General features: G+C 64.7%; 18 protein-coding genes. 4 read left to right on the forward strand and 14 right to left on the reverse strand.

Annotation, left to right across the window (positions count from 1 at the left end; genetic code table 11):
* The first annotated feature begins 455 nt into the window (after positions 1-455).
* Positions 456-1,202, forward strand: coding sequence for a GHMP family kinase ATP-binding protein (locus B071_RS0103970; protein WP_018525811.1), 747 nt, complete (start codon positions 456-458; stop codon positions 1,200-1,202).
* Positions 1,190-2,200 (forward strand): mevalonate kinase, encoded by a 1,011-nt coding sequence (gene mvk / locus B071_RS0103975; RefSeq protein ID WP_018525812.1) that lies wholly within the window; start codon positions 1,190-1,192, stop codon positions 2,198-2,200. The genes B071_RS0103970 and mvk overlap by 13 nt, the downstream gene beginning before the upstream one ends.
* Here mvk and B071_RS0103980 read toward each other — a convergent pair.
* The 11 genes from B071_RS0103980 to B071_RS15855 all read right to left on the reverse strand — a co-directional run bounded on the left by B071_RS0103980 (position 2,197) and on the right by B071_RS15855 (position 16,807).
* The gene (locus B071_RS0103980) at positions 2,197-2,880 is read right to left on the reverse strand and encodes a DUF6320 domain-containing protein (RefSeq protein ID WP_018525813.1); all 684 of its coding nucleotides are present in this window, start codon (positions 2,878-2,880) and stop codon (positions 2,197-2,199) included. The genes mvk and B071_RS0103980 overlap by 4 nt on opposite strands.
* Positions 2,881-2,886: 6 nt before the next feature.
* Positions 2,887-4,209, reverse strand: coding sequence for a hypothetical protein (locus tag B071_RS0103985; protein WP_018525814.1), 1,323 nt, complete (start codon positions 4,207-4,209; stop codon positions 2,887-2,889).
* Positions 4,210-4,221: 12 nt separating this feature from the next.
* A complete protein-coding gene (fbaA, locus tag B071_RS0103990) occupies positions 4,222-5,301 on the reverse strand; it encodes a class II fructose-bisphosphate aldolase (RefSeq protein ID WP_026244959.1) in 1,080 nt (359 codons plus the stop codon).
* A gap of 199 nt (positions 5,302-5,500) precedes the next feature.
* Positions 5,501-6,292, reverse strand: a complete 792-nt coding sequence (locus tag B071_RS15835) for an SDR family NAD(P)-dependent oxidoreductase (RefSeq protein ID WP_018525816.1) — start codon at positions 6,290-6,292, stop codon at positions 5,501-5,503.
* Positions 6,289-7,428 (reverse strand): toxic anion resistance protein, encoded by a 1,140-nt coding sequence (locus tag B071_RS15840; RefSeq protein ID WP_018525817.1) that lies wholly within the window; start codon positions 7,426-7,428, stop codon positions 6,289-6,291. The genes B071_RS15835 and B071_RS15840 overlap by 4 nt, the downstream gene beginning before the upstream one ends.
* Before the next feature lie 248 nt (positions 7,429-7,676).
* On the reverse strand, positions 7,677-8,360 hold the full coding sequence (locus tag B071_RS0104005) for a 5-bromo-4-chloroindolyl phosphate hydrolysis family protein (protein WP_018525818.1): 684 nt from the start codon (positions 8,358-8,360) through the stop codon (positions 7,677-7,679).
* 214 nt (positions 8,361-8,574) lie between these two features.
* Positions 8,575-11,577, reverse strand: a complete 3,003-nt coding sequence (locus tag B071_RS15845; protein ID WP_018525819.1) for an insulinase family protein — start codon at positions 11,575-11,577, stop codon at positions 8,575-8,577.
* 102 nt (positions 11,578-11,679) lie between these two features.
* Positions 11,680-12,081, reverse strand: a complete 402-nt coding sequence (locus B071_RS18210) for a rhodanese-like domain-containing protein (protein WP_018525820.1) — start codon at positions 12,079-12,081, stop codon at positions 11,680-11,682.
* 78 nt (positions 12,082-12,159) lie between these two features.
* On the reverse strand, positions 12,160-14,532 hold the full coding sequence (locus B071_RS0104020) for a glycoside hydrolase family 65 protein (RefSeq protein ID WP_018525821.1): 2,373 nt from the start codon (positions 14,530-14,532) through the stop codon (positions 12,160-12,162).
* Positions 14,533-14,594: 62 nt separating this feature from the next.
* Entirely contained in the window at positions 14,595-15,308 is a 714-nt protein-coding gene (locus B071_RS0104025; RefSeq protein ID WP_018525822.1) for a 5'-methylthioadenosine/S-adenosylhomocysteine nucleosidase family protein, read from the reverse strand.
* Positions 15,309-15,328: 20 nt separating this feature from the next.
* Positions 15,329-16,807, reverse strand: coding sequence for a MalY/PatB family protein (locus B071_RS15855; RefSeq protein WP_083914458.1), 1,479 nt, complete (start codon positions 16,805-16,807; stop codon positions 15,329-15,331).
* A gap of 74 nt (positions 16,808-16,881) precedes the next feature.
* On the opposite strand from B071_RS15855, the gene B071_RS0104040 reads away from it, so the two are divergent.
* Together B071_RS0104040 and efp are read left to right on the forward strand one after the other, a co-directional pair.
* Positions 16,882-17,868: an EF-P lysine aminoacylase GenX gene (locus B071_RS0104040; protein ID WP_083914462.1), complete on the forward strand. Its 987-nt coding sequence runs from the start codon at positions 16,882-16,884 to the stop codon at positions 17,866-17,868.
* Between the two features lie 60 nt (positions 17,869-17,928).
* Complete coding sequence (gene efp, locus B071_RS0104045) at positions 17,929-18,492, forward strand: elongation factor P (protein ID WP_018525826.1); 564 nt, start codon at positions 17,929-17,931, stop codon at positions 18,490-18,492.
* Positions 18,493-19,578: 1,086 nt separating this feature from the next.
* On the opposite strand, the gene B071_RS0104060 is transcribed toward efp, so the two are convergent.
* The 3 genes from B071_RS0104060 to B071_RS20200 all read right to left on the reverse strand — a co-directional run bounded on the left by B071_RS0104060 (position 19,579) and on the right by B071_RS20200 (position 22,188).
* The gene (locus B071_RS0104060) at positions 19,579-20,430 is read right to left on the reverse strand and encodes an ATP-binding cassette domain-containing protein (protein ID WP_026244961.1); all 852 of its coding nucleotides are present in this window, start codon (positions 20,428-20,430) and stop codon (positions 19,579-19,581) included.
* Between the two features lie 116 nt (positions 20,431-20,546).
* Positions 20,547-21,041 carry an asparaginase domain-containing protein gene (locus B071_RS0104065; RefSeq protein ID WP_018525830.1) on the reverse strand — a complete coding sequence of 165 codons (495 nt, stop codon included), beginning with the start codon at positions 21,039-21,041 and terminating at the stop codon, positions 20,547-20,549.
* Positions 21,042-21,168: 127 nt separating this feature from the next.
* A complete protein-coding gene (locus B071_RS20200; RefSeq protein ID WP_018525831.1) occupies positions 21,169-22,188 on the reverse strand; it encodes a DUF6588 family protein in 1,020 nt (339 codons plus the stop codon).
* Between the last annotated feature and the right edge of the window lie 34 nt (positions 22,189-22,222).

Raw genomic sequence — 22,222 nt, forward strand, 5'->3', positions numbered from 1 at the left:
GGGAGAATACGCCCTGACCCGTCCCGGNGGGGAGGGAATCGCCCTGGCCGTTGCACCCCGGGCCCGTGCCTCCTTTCAGGACGATGGGGGGCCTCGGGAAACAGCTGCCTTCCGACGGGATATCCTTCGGGGGACCCCGCCCCTGCGNGTGCGTGCGCTCCAGGGTTCGGCGGGGACCGCCCTCTGGCCCCAGGACCACCTGCCCGTGGTCCAGTGCGTCCTGACCGCCCTGATGGAACTGCTTCCNCGGGAGGGACAGGCGACAGCCCCTGTCCGGGACGATTGCCCCGTCCGGGACGATTCTCCCCCCCGGACCGTCACGGTGGACACGAGTTGCTTCTTTTCTGCCCGGGGAGGGGTCAAACAGGGGCTGGGCTCCAGTGCCGCCGCAACGGTTCTGCTCGTGGCAGCCCTGCTTCACCTGATCGGCCAGGAAAAAAAATCGGACCGTCACGGTGGACACGAGTTGCTTCTTTTCTGCCCGGGGAGGGGTCAAACAGGGGCTGGGCTCCAGCGCCGCCGCAACGGTTCTGCTCGTGGCAGCCCTGCTTCACCTGATCGGCCTGAACCCGCTGAAAGAGATCCCCCTGCTCTTCCGGATCGCCCACAGGGCGCACCGGGTGCTCCAGGGGGGGCGTGGCAGCGGCTACGACCTGGCCTGCTCTATCACAGGAGGCACCATTCGCTTCAGGGGAGGCGATCCTCCCGGCTGGACCTCCCTGGATCTCCATACCCGCTGGGAAGCCGGGGGGATATCCCTCTTCTCCTCGGCTTCGGGGTCCCCCGTGAAGAGTGGCCCCGCCGTGGAGGCCTTCNCCAGGGCNTTCCCTCGGGGTTCTGTCGAGGCAGAGCGGTTTCTGGAACGGAATAACNCGATCGTGGGGAGTCTGGGCCGCGCAGAATCGCGGGAAACCCTCTTCTCTGCCCTGGCCGAGGCCAGGGAGCTCTCGCAGCAACTGGGGGAACGGATCGGGGTCCCCGCTGTGGCGCCCCTCGCCGGGGCCGACGATCTCTGGCGGGCCAAGACCAGCGGGGCCGGAGACGAGCAGATCATTCTCTTTGTCGCAGCCGCTTCGGGCGGAGATGCTTCCCCGGGAGGTCCCCGCCGGGAGGCCCTCCCCGGGGCCTGTCCCCGGGAGATGGTCCCCCTGACGGTGGAACCCCGGGGGCTGATCCGGGAGGAGGTTTCGTGCGAGAGATAACCCTGGAAACCCCGGGAAAACTCCTCCTCTTTGGGGAACACGCAGCGGTCTACGGATTTCCTGCCCTGGGGATTCCCCTGGACCGGGGAGTCCGCCTTACCTACCGCCCCGGTTCGGACTGGACCTTCCGGATCTTCACGGGCGCGCTTCCCGGGACCCCTCTCCAGACCGGGGATACCGCCCACGATACCCGAGAGATCCCCCTCCCCCCGGGTGTGGAAGGCTTTTTCCCTCATCTCCAGGAGGTCCTGTCCCGAGCGCTGCCCCGCCTGGGTGCCACGGGAGGGCTCCCGCCGGGGACGCTGGAACTCCAGGCACGGCTCCCTCTGGGGAGCGGTTTTGGCTCCAGTGCCGCCCTCTGCACAGCCCTGGCGCGCCTGGGAACGGGCTGGGCCCGGGAGGCAGAGCAGGAACCGGCACCGCCCCGCCAGGTCTGGCACATAGCCCACGAGCTGGAACGGTTCTTCCACGGCACCCCCAGCGGGATCGACACGGGCCTGAGCACCCTGGAAAGCCCCCGGGCCTTCTTCTTCTCCCCGGAAGCAGAACTGCCCCGGGCAGAACCCCTGGCAGTACCACGGCTGAACCTGGTGGCAGGCTCCATCCCCCGCCGCAGGAAGACAGCCGAGCTGATCGCCGCCGTGGCGGAGCGACGCCGGACCAGCCCCACCGAGACCGATGCACTCCTGCACAACCTGGGAGAGATCGCACAGAGGGTCCTCACCAAGGGCTCACCCCTCCCCCCCGAAGCCTGGGGACAGGCAGCAGAGGAGGCCCAGGAGGCCCTGCGGAGCCTGGATCTCTCGACACCCGAGCTGGATCACCTGCTTCGGGAGGGACGCCGGGCGGGAGCCCTGGGGGGAAAGCTCAGCGGGGCCGGTGGCGGAGGAGCCTTCTTTCTGGTATGCCCTCCGGGAGAGGGCGGGGACACCCCCGTCCTGCGCGCNCTGGCTCCCCACATCCCACCNGGAGGAACACTCTTCCCGGTCCGGACCTAGAGGTGCAGGCGCCGCCGCAGATCGACGTACCGCAAGACCGTGACGTGAAAAATCAGGAAAAAGAGCGCCGCCGGAAGCGCCGTGAGAAGGACCAGCCCGGACCACCCCGGGTACAGAGGCTGTCCCCGGTAATTTCTGATCACCAGGTCGACCCCCACGCACACCAGCCCGGACATGGCCAGGGAAACGGCGAGTCGAACACCTCCCCGGACACGGCTTGCAACCACCACCGAGGCGGCGATCACCAGGCTGCTCACGGCGAGAATGGGCAGGGCCACATCGGGATACCAGCTCCGGACCCCTCCCGTGGCGCGGGCGATCCCGTAGAGGAGCGCCGCCACGGCCGAAACATCGAGCAGATAGGCCCCCCAGGGATGAATCCCCGTAAAGGGAAGCGCCAGAAAAACCCAGGCCGTGGCCAGACTGTATACCACCAGAGGTGACCAGGAGAGGCCCGTTCCCGTAACACCGTCGATCGCCAGAACGATCACCCCCACCGTGGCCAGAAGAAGCGTGATAAACCGGAAAACGATCCTGCGATCCGAGGGAACCTCGCCGATACGGGGAGCTTCGGGGTACTCCGCCAGCTCGGGAGGCCGTTTCTGTTGCTCTCCGCCGCCGCAGAGCGGACAGATCTCCCGATGGGGTTCGAGCCTGACCCCGCAATGTGTACAGAACATTCTGCGCTACCTCCTGATTTCCTCTGCCGGAGCGGACCAGTTTGTCACGAGGTCCCCCTGAATGCCCAGAGATGCCAGAGTCTGAAAAAAGATCTTCTCCACCCGGGGATCACGGCGAAGACTCCCGAAACTCACCGAGACGGTCCCCCGAAAGGAAACCAGGGTCATGTTCGGCCCCGTCACCGCCGAGGGGGGCGCGATGAAATCCAGATCCAGCACCCGGTCCCCACCCTCCCGGGAGAGGGAAACCTCGCCCAGATTCGAGAAACTCGCCGTATTGACGGCCTCGCCCTGAAATCGATAGACCCCGCGAAGAATCAGATCTTTCAGGAACACCGGGATTGACCGGTTGAACCAGTTTCTCCGGGCCGCCACGTTCCGCGCCACCTGTTTTCGCAAACTGCGGGGATCCAGTTGTGCCCGGAGCTGGTGATGAACGTTGCGGGCGATCTCGTCGAGCTGATAGATTCCCAGCCGCTGATCGAGTTCGACCATGGCGTAGACAAAAAAGTTCCGCATGGTTTGCAGCCCCGTGCCGGGCCTCATATCCACGGGAACAAGAATCCGCAGGGGACGCCGGTGCCGGCGCGGTCGCGGTTCCTGGCGGTAACAGAGCTGGAGCGCGTAGATAAAGAGAGCCAGAAAGAGGTCGGTCATGGAAACGCCCATGGCCCGGGCCCTCTCCCGAAGCGGCTCCAGGGGATACCTTCCGGTGGTCACGTGATACCGCCCCTGCCCGAGCAGGGGGCCGGGCACGTGCCAGGCCGGAGCATAGGATGGAGGCAGGGGCTGTCCGGGCCGATAAAAGAGCCTGCTGGCGTAGCGGGTTTCCCACGATTCGGGCTCGCCGGGCCGCAGAATATCCGCAACTTCTCCGGGAGAATCACCGCGACCCAGAGCGGTATACATCTCCAGCAGGGTTCGCAGGAAGAGGAGCGCGCCCCTTCCATCGGTGAGAACGTGGGAGACCTCCAGCGCCACCCGGTTCCCCCGGGCCCGAATCACCAGAAGTGGCCGGGCACTGCCGCGACGGGGCAAGTCCATACAGGGGAAGCCGTCGTCCCGCAACACCCCCGAGGGAGGGCACTCCTCCAGATAGTACCAGAAGAACCCCTGCCGGAGGCGTACACAGAAATAGGGCGCACGACGGTAAAGCTCGGCCGTTACCCGCTCCAGCACAGGGAGATCCACGGGCTCCTTCAGGCGCGCCGAGATTCTGAATACCGTAGTAAAGCGGGCAGAGAGGGCGGGAGGAAAGATGATCGCCGTAGTATCCAGCGGATACCAGCGCAGGGAGTGTTCTCCCCGCGCTGCACCGAAAGATATCACGGGCCGACCCGATCAGCCAAGGTCGAACTGGTCGAAGGCGTTCAGGTCCCGGAAGGCCTGAACCAGGCGCTCGGCAAAGCCCTTCTCGCCCGCCACCATCCAGGCCCGGGGATCGATGTACTTCTTGTTGGGCTTGTCCTCGCCCTCGGGGTTTCCGATCTGGGCCATCAGGTAGTCGTGGTGTTCATCCATGTACTCCCTGATCGGACGCGTGAAGGCCCACTGCGTATCGGTGTCGATGTTCATCTTCACCACACCGTACTCGATCGCCTCGGTGATCTTGGCCTGTTCCGAACCGGACCCGCCGTGGAAAACCAGATCCAGGGGCTTCTCCTCGCTGCGACCCCGCTCCTGCCGGATCATGGCCTGGGAGTGCTTGAGAATCTCGGGACGGAGGACCACGTTACCCGGCTTGTATACCCCGTGGGTATTTCCAAAAGCGGCAGCCACGGTAAATTTCCCCAGGGGGTTCAGGGCATCGTAGGCCTGAAGAACCTCTTCGGGCTGGGTGTAGAGCCGGGAAGAATCGATGTGACTGTTATCCACGCCGTCCTCTTCACCACCGGTAACGCCCAGCTCGATCTCCAGGGTCATATTGATTTTTGCCATGCGCTCCAGGTACTCGGCGCAGGTCTTGATGTTCGCATCCAGATCCTCTTCCGAGAGGTCCAGCATGTGGGAGCTGTACAGGGGCTCTCCCGTGGACTTGAAGTACTCTTCGCCCGCCTCGAGCATACCGTCCACCCAGGGAAGGAGCTTCCGTGCGCAGTGATCGGTGTGGAGGATTACGGGAACCCCGTAGAGCTTGGAGAGCATCCGGATATGGTGTGCCCCCGCCACAGCTCCTGCCACAGCCGCCCGCTGGTTGGTGTTGTCCAGATATTTTCCGGCGTTAAAGACCGCACCGCCGTTGGAAAACTGGATGATGATGGGACTATTGGCCTGCTTTGCCGCGTACATGGCCGCGTTGATCGTGGAAGAACCGATTACGTTTACCGCAGGGAGGGCGCACCTGGTCTCCTTACAGTAGGCAAAGACCTCCTGCAGTTCGTTGCCCGTAAGAACTCCCGATCGTACTTTCATTTTAGACATACCGTCTCTCCTTCATGGAAACTGGAATTGTGATGATCCGAGGCGTCTGCAGGCCCCTCCGGCGAGGATCCCCGGACCGCAGGGTTTTTACAAACACCTCGCGTATTGTAGACCAATGAGGACAACCGTTCAAGAACGTCGCTTCAAGAAGACAGTTTCAGCACGATCACTTCAGGAACACCCTTTCAGGAACACCACCTCACGAACGCCGTCGCTGAAGGGCGTGCATAATCCGGCGCGCTGCCCACCGGGGCAACCGGGGCCCCGCCAGGGCCCACAGCCAGGCCCCGCCCCCCACGGGCACCACAGCACTCCCCCGTCGAACCGCCGCCATCACCCGCCCGGCCACAGCATCGGCCGTGGGCAAGCGCCCTCCCGAACCGATTCCCGCAGCAGCGTGAAACCCGCTCTGAAAGGGACCGGGACACACCGCCACAAAACGGACCCCCCTGGGGCGGTACTCCTCGGCCAGAGACTCCGACAGACTCAGGGCGTAGGCCTTGCTCGCGTAGTAGACGGCCATGAGCGGGCCCGGTGTGAAAGCAGCCACCGACGCCACGGTGCAGACCGTACTCCCCCGCTTCATCCGGGGAAGAAAACGGTGAATCGCCTGGGTGACAACGCAGACATTCAGGGCGATGGTCTGCTCAATCCGCTCGCGGGAGAGTTCGTGAAAGCACCCGTGATCACCCACACCGGCGTTATTGATGAGCAGGCCGATCTCCCCGGGATCTACCCCCTGGTCCGCCAGGCTTCGCTCCAGCACATCCACGGCGGAGGGCACCGAGAGATCCAAGCACACCAGCCGTATCCGCCGCGAGGTACAGCGCTCGACCAGCTCGCGGGTTATCTCCCGCTCCAGTTCCTGCAGCAGGGCATCACGCCGGGCCACCAGCACCAGATCCCACCCCGCCAGGGCGCATCTCCGGGCCAGGGCCCGGCCGAGACCGGAAGTGGCTCCCGTGATCAGGGCCCACCCCGGAGCGGTCACGATTCGCCGACCTCCCGGGAGCTCTCGTCCTCTCCGGCGGTGATCCGCTGGAGCCGTCGCGAGAGATCGCTCTCCATCTCGGCCAGAGCCTCCTCGGCGCGGGCCCGTTTTTCCCGCCCCTCCTGCTGAATCTGCAGGGTCTCCTCGATCGTGGCGATCAGTTCATCGTTCACCGTCTTGAGGGTCTCTATTTCTACAATAGCCCGCTCGCTCTCCCGGGCAACCCCGGCCGAGCTCTCGCGCAGCATCCGGGCGTTCTTCTCCAGAAGCTCGTTGGTGGTATCCGTGACCTGGCGCTGCAACTCCAGGGCCTTTTTCTGGCGCACCAGCCCCAGGGCGATCACCACCTGGCTCTTCCAGAGGGGAATCGTGGTGAGGATCGAGTTCTGGATCTTCTCCACCAGGGTCTCGTTGTTCCCCTGGATGAGGCGGATCTGGGGAGCCGTCTGGATCGCAACCATACGGGAGAGCTGCATATCGTGAAGTTTTTTCTCGAACCGGGAAACGAGCTGGTTCATGTCCTGGAGCTGCTGACTCCGGGACGGGTCCCCCGAAAGACGGGCCTGCTCCTGGTACTCCGGAAGTACCCTGGTACGAACCTCCTCCAGCAGCAACGCCCCCGCCGCGATATGCACATCCAGTTCCTGGAGGTACTCGGTGTTTTTGGTGTAGAGCGTATCCAGAAGCGCGATGTCCCTGAGCAACCCCATGCGGGCCTGCTCGAGCTGGCTCACGATCCCGTCGATCCGGGAGGCGATCGTCTCGTAGCGCTGGAGAAAGGCGTTAATCCGGCGTTTTGCCCCCCCGAAGAGCCTCCCCAGACCGGAGGGTTCTGCGGCGAGACTCCCCACGTCGGCAGAACGAATCGCGGAGACCAGCCCGCCCAGAACCTCTCCTGCCTCGCCGCCGTCCCGGGCCCGGACCTCGGAGAGAATCTTCTCGGCGAACTCCGAGATACGCCGCTGGGGACCCACCCCGAACTGGACAACGCTCTGGCGATCCCGAACATCCAGGCCGGCGGCGATCTGGCGCGCCCGTTCCCGGAGGTCCGGAGCGAGATCGTTCACACCGATCAGATCCTGTCCCGATGGCCCCGGTCCGTTCCCGGGCTGATCCCTTTCTGTCTCGTCTGTCATATCTTATTACCCTCCCGGCTCTATCATCTCTGCGGACCCGGCCTCCCGATGAGGCGGGGCACCACAGTGTGGCATACACACCCATGATATGCACATCCGTGACCTCCACGAGGCCGGCGCGCACAGGAACAGCCTGCACAGGTTCAGCCTGGACATCTCCCGACCTCGACAGTCCTGATCCTCAAGATACACCACTCCCCCATCACAAACCAGAAACAAGGCAGGACCGGAGAAGCGGGCAGCCACCGTCAGGACTCGCCGAGCCCCTCCATGCGGATCGTCTGCTCCAGAACTCGGACCTCCACATCCAGATTGAGCAGATCGTCCTCCACGAGCTGCAGCAGCTGTTTCTCGTAGGCCACCCGGATCGTATCGAGGCTCGCCTCGGCGCGCTGGAGGGAAGAATCCATCTCGGGGCTCCGCAGCCCCCGCTGTGCCAGCCCCCCGTAACGCTCCACCACCGTTATGGTGGCATCCAGGTAATAATCAAGGAATTTCCGGGCCTTCCGGAGGTTTTGCGGATCCTGGCGGATCTCGCTGAGGATCCGCGCCGCTGCGTCGCACACGGCCAGCGCCTTGGCGCGAACCCGCTGCTCCTCGATCACCCCCGCAGCCCGGCGCAGCTGTACCAGCTTGCGGCTCCCCAGAGCGAGCGCCTCCAGAAGCTCCGTGCCCGGCGGGGGCGCATCGGCCGAACCCTCCCGGGGGTGCTCCGGCCCGGTTCCGGTCCCGGGCCCGGAATCACGGGACGACCGCCCTCCCCCGAAGGGGAGGCGGGCTCGAAGCCGCCGGGGCCAGGACTCACCCAGGGCGGAAATTCCGGTATAGCAGAAGCCCGTCACGATCAGCGTTGAAAGAAGCCCGAAGGAGAGAACGTGGCGGGCAACGATAAAAACAACAGCCGCTCCGAAAGCAGCAAACGCCTTGGTCATGGTTTCCTTTCCGTGAATGCCACGGGGAATTCCCCCACCTGGCCCGGGGCCCGGCAATTCGGACCCCGCCGTTCGGGACCCCGTATTTCAGCCCCCGAAATTATAGTACGGTTCACGCCAGTTATGCACCACGATCTGTGCAGCCGCGCACCCGTTGCACCCGAGCCATTGTACCCGAGCCGTTGCTCCCGACCCGTGCAGCCGCGCACCCGCGCTATACGCCGAGCTCCGTCACACGGAACTCCCCCGCACCTCCCGGCAGCGTCTCGTCCCGGCGGAGCTCCTCCAGGGCAGCACCGCCACCCAAAACGGCCAGGGAAGCCCCGGAAAAGTTCTCCCGGAGCAATTCCGCCACCTGGCGAACCTCACCGGGTGTGACCGCCCGCACCTGATCGCGGATTCTCTGCCGGAGCTCGTCATCGACGCCCAGGAGAGAACGCCGGAAACTCATATACCCCGCCTCGCGGGGCGTCAGGGGCCGCAACTCGCGCCCCAAGAGGCTCACCTTGGCCAGATCGAGGACCCCGGGATCGACCTCCTGCCGGGCCAGCTCCTGAAGCGACTCCTGATAGGCCCGAATCGTCCTGGCACTGTGGGGGTCCCGATAGCTGACAAAGCTGAAGACGCCCTCGCTGGTTCTGCTCTGGGCAGAGGCCCCGTAGGCACCGCCCTGCATGCGGATCTTTTCCCAGAGGAGCCCCGTCCGCAGCAGATGGGCCACCACGTCCTGGGCCGTTGCCAGGGGCTCCCCGAAAGAGACNCCCCGCAGAGCCGCTGCCACATAGGAAACCCCCGCCGAAGCGAGCAGATACTCCCGGGCCGGCGCCTCGCCCGGTGGCAGCACAACCCCCGGAACACCCCCCGACACGCCCTCCCCGCCGGGGCCTGCCGCCCCTCCCGGGAGCACCCCCGTAGGGGAGAAGGCGGCCCTCCTCCGCGCAAGGGTCTCCAGCAACGAAGGGACCCATCGGGCCATCTCGTCGGTCATGGCCCGGGAGCCCGTGATATTCACGTTCACCCGGGAAGGATCCATCAGCCCCAGGGCGAGCCCCAGGAGCTCCTGGCCCAGGGCACGGGGGTCCTCCTCTGCCATCCGGCGCAGATGAAGAAGCTGGGAAACCCCGTTAATCTCCTCCTCCACCGCCATCAGACCGCTGAGCCCCCGCAGGGACCGCAGCCCGGCAAAATAGTTCCCCGCCGGAACCACNCCCCCCAGCATTTCCTGAAGCATCTCTTCCAGAATCTGCACCAGCCGGGCGGAATCGGAAAAATCGACCTCTNCCAGAAGACGCCGCAGGAGTTCAGCGCCCTCCTGCCAGGCCCTGTCGAGCACCTTCAGGCGCACCACAAAGAGGCGGCGCACCCGGGAGAGATCCCCCAGGTGGGTCTGATTGGAAACGTAGGCCGAAATACCCCCCGTCTTCAGGTTCACCTGGCGGTTGAACTGATCGAAGGAGAGGCCGGGCAGCCCCGACTCGGTGAAGGCACCACCCAGAAGGTTCAGAAGCGACTCCTCCCGGGGAGACAGACGCCCGAAATCGAAGGTCAGATCGAGGTAGAGAATTCCCCNGGTCATCTCGTCGTGACAATAGAGAGCCGACTCCGGCCCCAGGGGCTCCTTCCTGAAGGGAATGCGACGCACCTCCCGGGGAATATCCCGGGGGGCAAGAAAGGGAACCCTGGCCACCACATCGGGATCGTCGGGCTCGGTCTGAAGACGCTCCAGCTCGGCNGCCTCCCGGCGGATTTGCTCTTCCTCGGCCTCGCTGAGGGACTCCCGCCGCTGCGCCAGAAAGGCCCGCAGCTCCTCCTCCTCGCGCCGGGCCTGATCCGGGTCGGGACGCACAATCACCGTCGAGCGGTGGGGGTTATCCAGGAGAAGCTCCTGGATCATCCGTTCCAGCAGACGGGGCTCCCGATGAAGATCCTCGCGGAAGGCCTCCATATCCTCGCTGAAGCGCAACCCCGCTGCGGGGCTCGCTCCGTACATCCAGGACCGGAGAATCCGGTTCATTACACGCATCCCGTTGGGGCCGCTCTTCAGCTCCCGGTGATAGAACTCCACCCGCCGCAGCGCCCCCTCCACCAGCTCGGGATCGAAGCCCTTCCTGGCCAGATCCTTCAGGGTGGAGAGAATGCAATCCTCGATCGCCTGCGCCTGATCGGGTTCGGTGCCGCGAAGCCCCGCAGAGAAGACCGCCTCGCGCAGATCCGTCTCAAGGCCGAAGACGGGAGAGAGATCCTGCCCCAGCCCGCTGTCGATCAGGGCCTTCGTGAGGGGCGAACCGCTGTTGCCCAGCAGAACCTCTGTCAGAATCGAGGCAGCCAGCAGGCGACGCGTCTCCGTGACGGGGAACAGAAGCCAGTTCAGGGTGACGGAGCTGCGCCGCGAGAGGTCCTCCCGGGGCTCCACGGGGCAGGTTGCCTCAAAGACCCGGGGAGCCTCCCATCGGGGCTGCTCGTCCTGCACCAGGAAGGTTGAACTCTCCTGAAAGNCCCCAAGAAACTCGCGGTCCAGAAATTCCAGGTAATCCCCGGCAGGAATATCACCGTAGAGGATGATCCGGGCGTTCGAGGGGTGGTAGTAGCGGCGATGGAAGTCCTGGAACTCCTGAAAGGTGAGTTCCGGGATCACCGCCGGATCGCCCCCGGAGTCGTGGCGGTAGAGGGTATCGGGAAAGAGCGACTGATAGCACTTCTCGGCGGCGATCGAATCGGGACTCGAGTAGTTTCCCTTCATCTCGTTGTAGACGATCCCCGTTATTTCCAGCTCGTCCCGGGCGTTGAACTGCAGGCGATGCCCCTCCTGNCGAAAGAGGCCGGGCTTGAGCAGGGGCCTGAAGACGGCATCACCGTAGACCTTCATCATGTTGAAGAGNTCCTGCCGNACCGGGCTGGCCGCAGGGTACACGGTCCTGTCGGGATAGGTCATGGCGTTGAGAAAGGTATTGACCGACCCTTTCAGGAGCTGCAGAAAGGGATCCTTCAGGGGGAACTCCCGGGAGCCGCACAGCACGGTGTGCTCCAGGATATGAGCCACACCGGTGGAATCCTCGGGAAGGGTGGCAAAGGCGAAGGCGAACATGTTCTCGGGATCGTCGTTGGCCAGATGGAACACCTGGGCCCCGCTCTGGAGGTGCCGGTACAGGGTTCCTGTACCGTTATAATCGGGGAGATCCCAGCTCTGGAGAACCCCGTAGGCTGTAGTGGTAGACATGGTTTCTTCTGCGTTCCTTATGACTGTTTCGTATTTTGCCGGTCCCAACCGGGTTTTACCGGAGACGACCTGAAACTGGAGAGCGACCCGACCGGGCGCCGGCTAACTGGAGAGCGGCCCCGTCCAGCGGTGGAGGGCCCCGAAATCGTAGACCTGCTCGTACCCCAGCGAGCGGAGAACCCGGGCAGCCTCGGCGCTGCGCCGACCCGACCGGCAATAGAGTACCACCAGCCCTGCGGGGTTCTCCCGGGCCATCTCTTCTTCCAGAACCTGCAGATCCAGATGGAGCGCCGCGGGAATGTGGCCCGTTTCGTACTCCTCCCGGGTGCGCACATCGAGGAGCAGGAACCCCTCGGGGGGATCCTGAATCATGCGGGAAAGAACATCCACATCCCGGGGATCCCCCGGGGCCAGATCAGACTCCTGGGCAGGAAGCGCCACCGCTGCGGCAAAAGCAACCGTTACGGCGATCACCAGGGTGTTCAGAAAGATGCTTTTGGTCATACCCCGTAGAATTGCATCATTCGGCGCATTTGGGCAACCGCCCGGGGGCAGCCCGACCGGGCCGCCTCCTCGGAGGGCCTACTCGGGCCGCTCTCCGGGGGGGCTCACCTCCAGAGGTGCTCCGGGAAGAAGCTTCAGCGGGGTACCGCAGACGGTGATCTCCGCAGGCTCACCCTCGATCAGCTCGAACCGGTACCGTTCCCGTTCGAGCGTCACNTCGATCCGGCTCTGGTGGTACCGGACCCGGAAGGAGAGGTTCCCCCAGGTTGAGGGCAACCGGGGATCAAAACTCAGGGCACCGTTGTAATTGCGCATTCCCCCGAACCCGTAGGTGATCGCCATCCAGACCCCGCCGGTGGAGGCGATATGGGCGCCATCCACCACGTTGCCCGCCACGTTGGCCAGATCCATGAAGAGAGCGTACTGAAAATACTCCAGGGCCTTCTCCTCGTAGCCGATCTCGGCAGCAAGGATAGACTGCACGCAGGCCGAGAGGGAGGAATCCCCCGTCGTGAGGGGATCGTAATAGTCGAAGTTTCGCCGCTTGTCCTCCAGGGTGAACTCGTCCCCCAGCAGAACCATGGCCAGAACCACGTCGGCCTGCTTGATCACCTGGTGGCGGTAGATCACCAGGGGATGAAAGTGCAGAAGCAGGGGGTACCGGTCTATGGGCGTACCGGCAAAATCCCAGCGCTCCTTTTCCAGGAAGTTGTCGTCCTGGGGGAGAATCCCCCGCTCCATATCGAAGGGGATATACATGGCATCGGCGGCGAGATCCCACTCGGCGCATTCCGTCTCGACCAGACCCGTCTCGTGCACCAGGTGGGCGTAGGCCTCGGGACGTTCCTTCTGGAGACGCCGCACCATGGCAGCGGCAAAACGCAGGTTCCGCCGGGCCATCAGGTTGGTAAAGGTGTTGTCGTTCACCACGGTGGTATACTCGTCGGGACCAGTGACCCCGTGGATGTGGAAATCCCCCGTTTCGGGGCTGAAAAAACCCAGATCGCACCAGAGCCGCGCCGTTTCAACCAGGATCTCGGCGCCCACCTCGGCCACCAGGTCAAAATCACCCCGGGCATCGAGATAGTTCTTGATGGCGTAGGCTATATCGGCGTTGATATGGTACTGGGCCGTCCCGGCAGCGTAATAGGAGGAGGCCTCCTCGCCGTTGATCGTTCTCCAGGGGAAGAGCGCCCCCGACTCCGAGAGCTCCCGCGCCCGATCCCGGGCGTGGTGCAGCATGGAATGGCGGAAGCGCAGGAGGTTCCGCGATATCCGGGGGTCCGTATAGGTCAGGAAGGGGGTAACATAAATCTCGGTATCCCAGAAGTAGTGCCCCTCGTAGGCCTGACCGGTGAGCCCCTTGGCGGGGATTCCCGTCGTCTCGGCCCGGGCCGAGGCCTGACAGAGCTGGAAGATGTTCCAGCGGATAGCCTGCTGAACCTGGGGCTCGGCGTCCACCTGCACATCGGCGTGGCTCCAGAACTCGCCCAAGAAGGAGCGCTGCCGCTCTTCCAGGTGCTGGTAGCCGTCGCGCAGGGCCCGGTCCAGGGTTCGACAGGCCCGATCCACCACCTCAACGGCGGGAACGGTTCGCGAGGTGTGGTAGGTGAAAAACTTGGTGAGCCGCACGGGCACGCCCGGCCGGGCGTCCACGGTGAAGACCACCTTCCCCAGATCCTCGCTCCAGGAGCGCTGCATCTGCCAGGGGTTGTCGGTCTCCATGATATGATCCATGCCTGCCCCGAGCACCATGCCGGAGTTGGTGGTGCGGTAGCCCGTGCAGATCCGCAGATCCCGCTCCAGATGGTGCCGGGCGTTCAGAACCCGCTGGGTAAACCCCTTGGCCCGCCGGGGATCGGAGGAAGCCCCCCCGTTCCCCCGCTCGTCTGAAGCGAAACTGTCCTGGCGGTTCAGCAACTGCGAGGAAATCACCACGGGCGCGTCGGTATCAACCGTCACCTCGTAGGAGATCGCCCCTAGGTGGCGGTACTCCAGCGAGACCAGCCGCCGCGAGGTGATATACACCTGTTTGCCCGAGGGAGCAGCCCAGTGGATGGTACGGGAGAGCACGCCCGTGCGGAAATCGAGTTCCCGGCGGTACTCCACCATGCGGGCCGTGGGAAGAAAGAAGGGCTCGTCGTCCACATAGAGCTTGAGCAGCGTGGCATCGGGAACGTTCACCATGGTCTGGCCCGTGCGGGCGAAGCCGTAGGCCTCCTCGGCGTGAACGATGGGCCAGGTCTCGTGAAAGCCGTTACAGAACGAGGCCGACTCGATGGTGGGGCGGCCCTCCTCGGGGAGCCCCCGAACGCCGATAAAGCCGTTGGAAAGCGCAAAAATCGTCTCGGCGTTGCCCATCCAGGGCTGGGAAAAGGCGGTCTCCACAATGGCCCATTCCTGGGACGGATAGAGATGCTCGGGCAACAACTCAAACTTTCGCGGGATCATGGGCCTGCTCCTCTCGGTGGTCCGCTGGACCCGGGTTATTCAGGGGATCTATGGTAACAGGGTCAGGCCCCGCAGGGAAGTAACAATTCGGGAATCAGCCCGAGAATTTCACCGGCCCGCCGGCACGATTCGGGAAAGGAGAGCCGCCGGTCCTGCCGGGGATCGTCGGAAATGTAGCGGGCCGCCAGCCAGGGCACCCCCTCCCGATCGGCCGCCGCAGCCCAGGCAGCGCTCTCCATATCCACCGCCTGGGCCCGGGCGATCCGTTCCTGCCAGACCGGGGGCAACTCCCCCAGCAGGCGCGCATCGAGGAAGCAATCCCCCGTGAGAATCAGCCCCCTCCGGATCTGCCCCGCCATACCGAGAAAGAGATCAGCCCCGGGACGTTCCCCCGGGAGATCCCCCCCCAGGACCAGATCGGGGCTCAGGGGAGCCTCCCGCTCCGGCGCATCGTCCCGGCGGAGCGCTCCCGCAGGAGCCCCCAGGGCCGTTACATCCACCCCGTAGAACCCCAGACGGTCAGCCAGAACCAGGTCCCCCGGAGCAGCCCCGCCCCCCCCGGCGGCGGCGATCCCCCCCATAACCAGCAGGGGGGGCCGCACCCGCGCCAGGAACTGCGCCGCTCCCAGAGCCGCCGCGATCGTTCCGGGACCGGAACAGCAGGCCGCGATCTCCCCGCCCCCGGGCCCCCTGCCCCGGTAGATCTGCCCGGGCCGGGGACGCTTCACCCCCCAGGGGGCCACCAGGGGCGCCAGCTCCAGGGGCAGCGCTGTCATAACNGCCCCCCGCAGNTGACTCACCGCTCCAGACCGGCCGGGGCGCGCGCTCCGGCTTCGGAGCCACCCGTCCCGTCAAAGAGCTCCAGGGCCCGTCGCAGACGCTGGAGCCCCTCTCTCAAAATTTCCGGCGAGGTCGCCACGTTGACCCGCAGGTGACCCTCACCCTCGGGCCCGAACTGCCGCCCCGGGGAGACCCAAACCCCCTCCCGGCGCGCCACCAGACCGAACCGCTCGCTGGAACCGGGCCGCTCCCGCCACCGCACCGAGCAGTCGACCCAGGGAACGAAGGTCCCCTCGGCAGCGTAGACCGCCACCCCCGCCTCCCCGGCCAGATCCTGCCGCAGAAGCTCCCGGTTTTCCCGAACCGCCCTGCGAACCCCCTCCAGCCAGGCCGCTCCCCGGGCATAGCCCGCCTCGGCGGCGGTGATCGCCAGAATGTTGGAAAGATCCTGCTTGCGCCGGTGCAGGGCATCCAGAAAGAGCTGCCGCTCTCCCCGGTCAGGAATAATCGCCATCGCCGTGGGGAGCCCCGCAATATTGAAGGTCTTGCTGGGGGCCTGGAGCGCCACGTCCCGGGGATCGGCCCCGTCCAGAGCGTGCCACGGCACAAACCGCTCGCCGGGGAAGATCAGATCGCCGTGAATCTCGTCGGAAATGACCCGCACCCCCCGTCGCCGGGCCGCTTCGGCGATCATCTCCAGCTCCTGCCGGGACCAGACCCGCCCCCCGGGGTTATGGGGCGAGCACACCAGAAGCACCCCGGCCTCATCCAGAGCCCGATCCAGCCGATCGGGATCGATCACCTGGCGGGGCCCCTCGGGGGTNCTCTCCACGGTCAGGGGAACCGTCACAACCCTCCGCTGGAGCTGTTCCACCACCTCGAAAAAGGGAAAATACACGGGCGAGAAGATCGCCACGGCCTCGCCCGGAGCGGTCCAGGCCTCGATCAGCAGGGAGATCGAGGGCATCACCCCGGGAGCAACGGCCAGGTGTTCCGGCGAGAGNTCCCACTGATTGCGCTGGAGCTGCCAGGCACAAAAGGCCTGGTAGTACGAATCCGGCACCAGGGTATACCCGAAAACGGGGTGAGCGATCCGCCCCTCCAGGGCCTCCACAATCTCGGGAGCCACGGGATAGTCCATATCGGCCACCCAGAGGGGAATCTCCTCGGGCTTTGCCAGATCCCACTTGAACGCACCGGTACCACGCCGGTTCGGAAGGTTCGTCATTTCCATGGGGGATAGTGTCTCAGCCTTCGCCGATCTCGTCCATATCTTCCAGCTCGCCGAAGGGNCTCTCCTCCTCTTCCGGCGCTCCCTGCCCCGCCAGGGGCATCGAACCCGCCGGAGACGTTGANCCAGCCAAGGGCGTTGAGCCANCCCGAGGCGTCGGGCTCCCCGGGGGTCGGAAGAACTCCTCTTCCAGACGATCCAGATACGCCTGGTCCTCCTGCTCGCAGTAGTCCTCGAGGCTTTCCAGATCCTCCTCAAAATCATCCATCGCTTCAGCCATACCTACACCATAATGGAGCGGATTGTTTGATTCCACTCCTTTCGTGTATCTTCCCGGAATGACCGGACCCTCAGCAACAATCCCCGCCCTGCGGGCGCGAGCGGAGATCCTGCGGCGCCTCCGCGCCTTCTTTGACGCCCGGGAATACCTGGCAGTGGAGACCCCCCAGCTCACGCGGACCCCCATCCCCGAGGCCCATCTCCAGCTCTTCGCGACGACCCTGGCCCCGGCAGGAGAAGCGCTCTTCCTGCTCCCCTCGCCGGAATATCACCTGAAACAACTTCTCGCCGCAGGATCGGGCAATCTCTACGAGATCACCCACAGCTTCCGCAACGCCGAGACCCCCGGGCCCTGGCACAGCCCGGAGTTCACCATGCTCGAGTACTACACCGTCCACGCCGACGGCACCGACTCATTGCGCCTGACCAGGGAACTCCTGCGGGAACTGGGAGAACCCACCCCGCCCCTGGAGATCACCATGGAAGACGCCTGGCTCCGCTGGGCGGGAATCGATCTCACGGCGACCCTGGCAGGAACAGAGCAAGAGAACCGGGACCTCCTGGCCCGGGAGGCCCTCCAGCGAGGCCTGTGCCTGAAGATCGAGCCCGACGAGACCTGGGAAGACCTCTTCCAGCGCATCTTCCTGAGCCACGTGGAACCGGGACTGCCCCGGGACCGTCCCGTCTTCCTCACCCGCTATCCCGCAGCAGTTCCGACCCTNGCCCGGAGAATCCCCGGAACCCCCTGGGCCGACCGGTGGGAACTCTACCTGGGGGGAATCGAAATCGCCAACTGCTTTGGCGAGGAGACCGACCCCGCCGTGATACAGCGGTTTATGAACCACCAGGCACAGGAGAAACACCCCGGCCAGAGCGGGACCGACCCCGCCTGCCAGCCCCCCGAACCCTGGGACCCCTCGTTCCTGCAGCCACCGGCCCTGCTNCCCCCCTCCTCGGGCGTCGCCCTGGGGGTGGACCGCCTGGTGATGCACCTCCTGGGAGAAGATTCCCTGCAGAGGGTGATATCTTTCTCCCTTTTTGGGTAAACTGGACCACGGCCCGTCCCCGAGGGCGGGCACAATCATCCAAAGAGAGGAATCAAAGCCATGATTAAAGGCGGAGCAATCGAGAAGGGAATGTATATTCTCTTCAAAGGGGACCCGTATCTTGTAGCGGATCGGGAGTTTGTAAACCCCGGAAAGGGCGCGGCCTTCACCCGGTGCAAACTCAAGAACGCAAAAACAGGATCGGTCCTGCGGGAGACGATCAAGACCAGCGACAACGTGGAAGTGGCCGACGTCTACGACCGGGACGGCCAGTATATGTATGTGGACGGCGAATCCTACCATTTCATGGACGCCGAGAGCTACGAACAGTTCGAGATCCCCGCCGATGTTCTTGCAGAGACCGGCAAATACCTGAGAGAAGGGGATCAGTACCGGATCATCATGTGGGGAGAGAACCCCATCGACGTGATCATTCCCATGAAACTTGTCTACACCGTGACCGACGCTCCTGACGCGGTCAAGGGAGATACCGTTACGGGCGCCACCAAAACAGTTGTGGTAGAAACGGGGCTGACCGTTCAGGTGCCCATCTTCATCAAAACAGGCGATAAAATCCGCGTGAACACCGAAAGCGGCGAGTACGTCGAGCGCGTCAACGACTAGCACCAGCGTCGGGGGAATCCGGGGGCCCTCCAGGCTCCCGGGGNAATCCCCCGGAGCATTCTCCTAGAGCGTGATCTCCACCATCCTGTCCAGCCTGAGGCGGATCACCACCATGATCACCAGCATACCCAGAAGGCCCNCCAGATAGAGCGCCAGCAGCACCCGATTGGTCCAGNAGGGNACCCCCTGCCGGGCGCGGGTCTCCTGCTCCCGGGCGCGAGCCCCCTCATCNCCGGCGAGAGCCNCCCCCGTCGTCCGAACCCGACCAGAACGAAAGATCTTCATATCCCTACCCCTGTGACTCCCGGAACCGCAGCACCGCCAGCGCCCAGCATATCAACACCACCCCGATATTGAACAACCCGTAGAGNGGCTCCTCCAGCGCCAGCGCCTCGGGAACGATCCGGGACCAGATACTCCCGCTGAGAAGAGACCCCTCCATGCCGTCCAGGGCGATCCCCTCGACCCTCGGCGCGGCCACCCCGCTGTAGCGCCCCGACAGGTAGGGCAGAAAGACGATCTGCACCATAATCGCCCCCAGAAGCACGTAGCTCACAAGCCAGGCCACAGCCGTCAGCAGGGTCCGGCCCAAAGGATTGCGGCGAAAATAAACCGCCCCGANGGTAAACATCGCCTGGACCGGCANATACCCCAGAAAACTCTCGGCAGCCCGCTGAATCCACCGCCCCCGGTCCAGAAACACCAGGGCGTTNCCCTGGCCGCCCAGAAGCAGGAACCCGCCCAGNGCCAGCAGGGATGCCACAACGTAGGCCACCGTCAGAAGCGCAGCAAAGATCACCGTGGAAACCAGCACCTTGGCACCCACCTTTTCCCCGGCCGTGGCGGGCCGCAGGAGGAGCTCTTCCCTCCTGCGAGGGTCCCTCATCTCCCCGAAAACCCCCAGGGTAACCAGAATCCCCGCCAGAATCATCACCGGCCCGAGGGAGNCCCAGATGTTGAAGAGCCGGGGNCCCCGGGCCCAGCGGAGCAACTGCAGGGCCGTCACAGCCCCGGCGATCCCCCCGGCCGTCAGCAGAAGGGACCTGAACTGNAGCACCACCTCGTGGCGCAGAACGTGGAGAAACCTCACCCCTCACCTCCCCCGCAGACCGCGACCAGCGCCCCGGGGTCCGTCATGGCTGCGTGAAAGAGCAGTTCCAGATCCAGCTCATCCTCCCCGGCCGGGACCTCTCCCTCCCGGGGGACCAGCGCCACGGCGGTGCCAAAACGAACCTCCCAGGCCAGCGCCCCCGCCTGCCGGGCCTCGTCCTCCCCGGAAAACCGGCGCAACTCCAGNGCCTCCACCAGGNCCCTGCGGGAAGCCTGGAAGAGGACCCGTCCCCCCTCCAGAATAATCACGTGATCGAGCAGCCGGGCCACATCCTGAACCTGATGGGTCGAGACCACCACGGAGCACCCCTCCTGGGCAGCCCGGGAGATCAACCGGCGGAACACCCCTTTGGAAGGGATATCGAGGCCGTTGGTGGGCTCGTCCAGGATTATGAGATCGGGCCCGCAGGCCAGAGCCGTTACCAGGAGAGACTTCTTCTGCTGGCCGTAGGAAAGCGTCGGCAGGGGCTGATCCAGGGGAAGTTCGAACTNCTCGGCCCACCCCTCGGCCCGGGCCGGATCGAAGGCCGGATAATACCCCGCCTGAAGATGNAAATACTGGGCCAGGGTCACCGCCGGAGGCGCGATCTGCTCGGGGATAAAGACCAGGCGCGAGAGCACAGCGGGAATCCGCTGCCCCGCAGGATGCCCGAAGAGAGAGACCTGGCCCTCCCGGGGAAAGAGCAACCCCAGACCCAGCTTGAGCAGGGTGGTCTTGCCCGCACCGTTTCGCCCCAGAAGCCCCACCACCCCTCCCCGGGGCAGGGTGATATCGAGGTCCCCGAAGAGCGGGCGCTTTCGCGAATAGGAGAACCCCACCCCCCGCATCTCCAGGGGGGGAGCCGCTTCCGGCGCCACGGGCTGTTCCGGGGGAACCGGCTGCTCCGGGGGAACCGGCTGCTCCGGGGACACGGGCTCTCCCGGCGAGAAAATCTTCCATCGGTTCAGACCTCGCACGGGACCTCCTCAAAACAGCCCCGGCCCCGGTCCTTCCGCACCCTGCCCGCAGCGAACACCCGGCCGTGCATCACAATATAGACCCCGGGAGGGCAGGTCTGGGCGGCTACCACGGCCCCGCCCAGATTAAAGAGCGCGTCGGAACCGCTCACCGTGAAGGGCACCATCGCCCCCGTCAGGACNATCGTCTTGTCCAGNTCCTCCTGAAGGAGCCGTTCCGCCGTGAGCGTCATGGAATCTGTCCCGTGGGTGATCACNATAGCCCGCTCCCGGGCGGCCCGGCAGGCCTCNGCCACGGCCTGGCGGTCCTCGTCGCCCATGTCGAGGCTGTCCACCAGNCGGCAGATCTCCAGTTCCAGGGGAACGGTACACCCCACGGTCTCCAGAATCCCGGGGAGGTGGGTATCCCGGAAGGTGAGTTCCCCCCGGACCGCGTCGTAGTGTTTGTCAAAGGTTCCACCCGTGATAAGAAGGCGCAGCATGGGCCATTCTTGCCCGAGGAGCGGGCCCTGCGCAAGCACCGCCGCGCCCCGGGGCGCAGGAACGCAAAAGCCCCCCGGGGGAGATCCTCCGGGGGGCCNTGAATCACANCCGGCACAGGCGGGCCGGTCAGAGCTGGATACGCGCTCCCAGGGTACCACCCACGGCACCGGTGGTGAGGTTGTACATGGCGCTCAGATCAAAGCGCATGAAGGGCAGGTTCAGCGAGGCACCGCCAAAGACCCGGGTACTGAAGGGGGTCACGTCCTTGGAGATACCGATGCTGTCTTTATCGATGTCCACGCCGGAGATTGATTGCAGTTGATCAAGGTCAACACCAGCATCCTTAACGGTAATATCACCGTCAAACCCGGCGTTGGTCGAGGCCCGGCCGTAGGAGGCGCCCATCCCCAGGTGGGGCTCGATCACAAAGAACTGCTTGCTCACCTGGATCTTCACATCAAAGACGTGGGCCTCCCAGTCAAAATCGATGTTGGGGTCCTTGAGCTCCACCGTTGCAGTGCCACTACCACCAGCGCCATCATCGTAATCAACACTGCCGATCTCGACATCACCCAGCCCCAGGGGCGCCTTCACGGACCCCGAGAGGTAGTTATACCCCACCCCCACCGAGACCTTGGGCATCACCCACCCCCCGGAGAGCACGGCGTAGCGCAGATCCACCCCCACATTGGTGTACCCCACCTCGACATCCCCGATCTTGGTATCGGGAATGGTGCCGAACTTGATCCCCACGTCGAAGGGNAAGAGAATCCCCCCGATCCGGGCGTCGAAGGCGTAGCCCGGCAGGGGCACTCCCAGGGAGGGGATATCCCCCAGGGCCGAACCGGANTCGAGCNNCAGATCGTCCACCAGGTCCTCCANGACCTTCAGGGGAATGGTGGTGAACCCCGTGGTAATGCCCACGCCCACGCTGGGCAGGGGCAGGATCTGGCCGATATAGGCATCGGACCAGTTGAGCCCGATGGTACTGTTCATGGGCAGCGACTTGGCAAACTCCTTGGAGAAATCCTCAAAGGCGCCCTTGAAGNNANCAAGATCNNCAATGGTNTTGGTATTGGCCGANACCGGCATCGCTGCCAGCGCAAGGGCCCCCGCAAACAGCGCAACAATTCCTTTTCGTTTCATGGTCTTCCTCCTGCGTATTTCATAGTACAGTGTA

The sequence above is a fragment of the Alkalispirochaeta alkalica DSM 8900 genome (genome assembly GCF_000373545.1).
Lineage (GTDB): Bacteria > Spirochaetota > Spirochaetia > DSM-27196 > Alkalispirochaetaceae > Alkalispirochaeta > Alkalispirochaeta alkalica.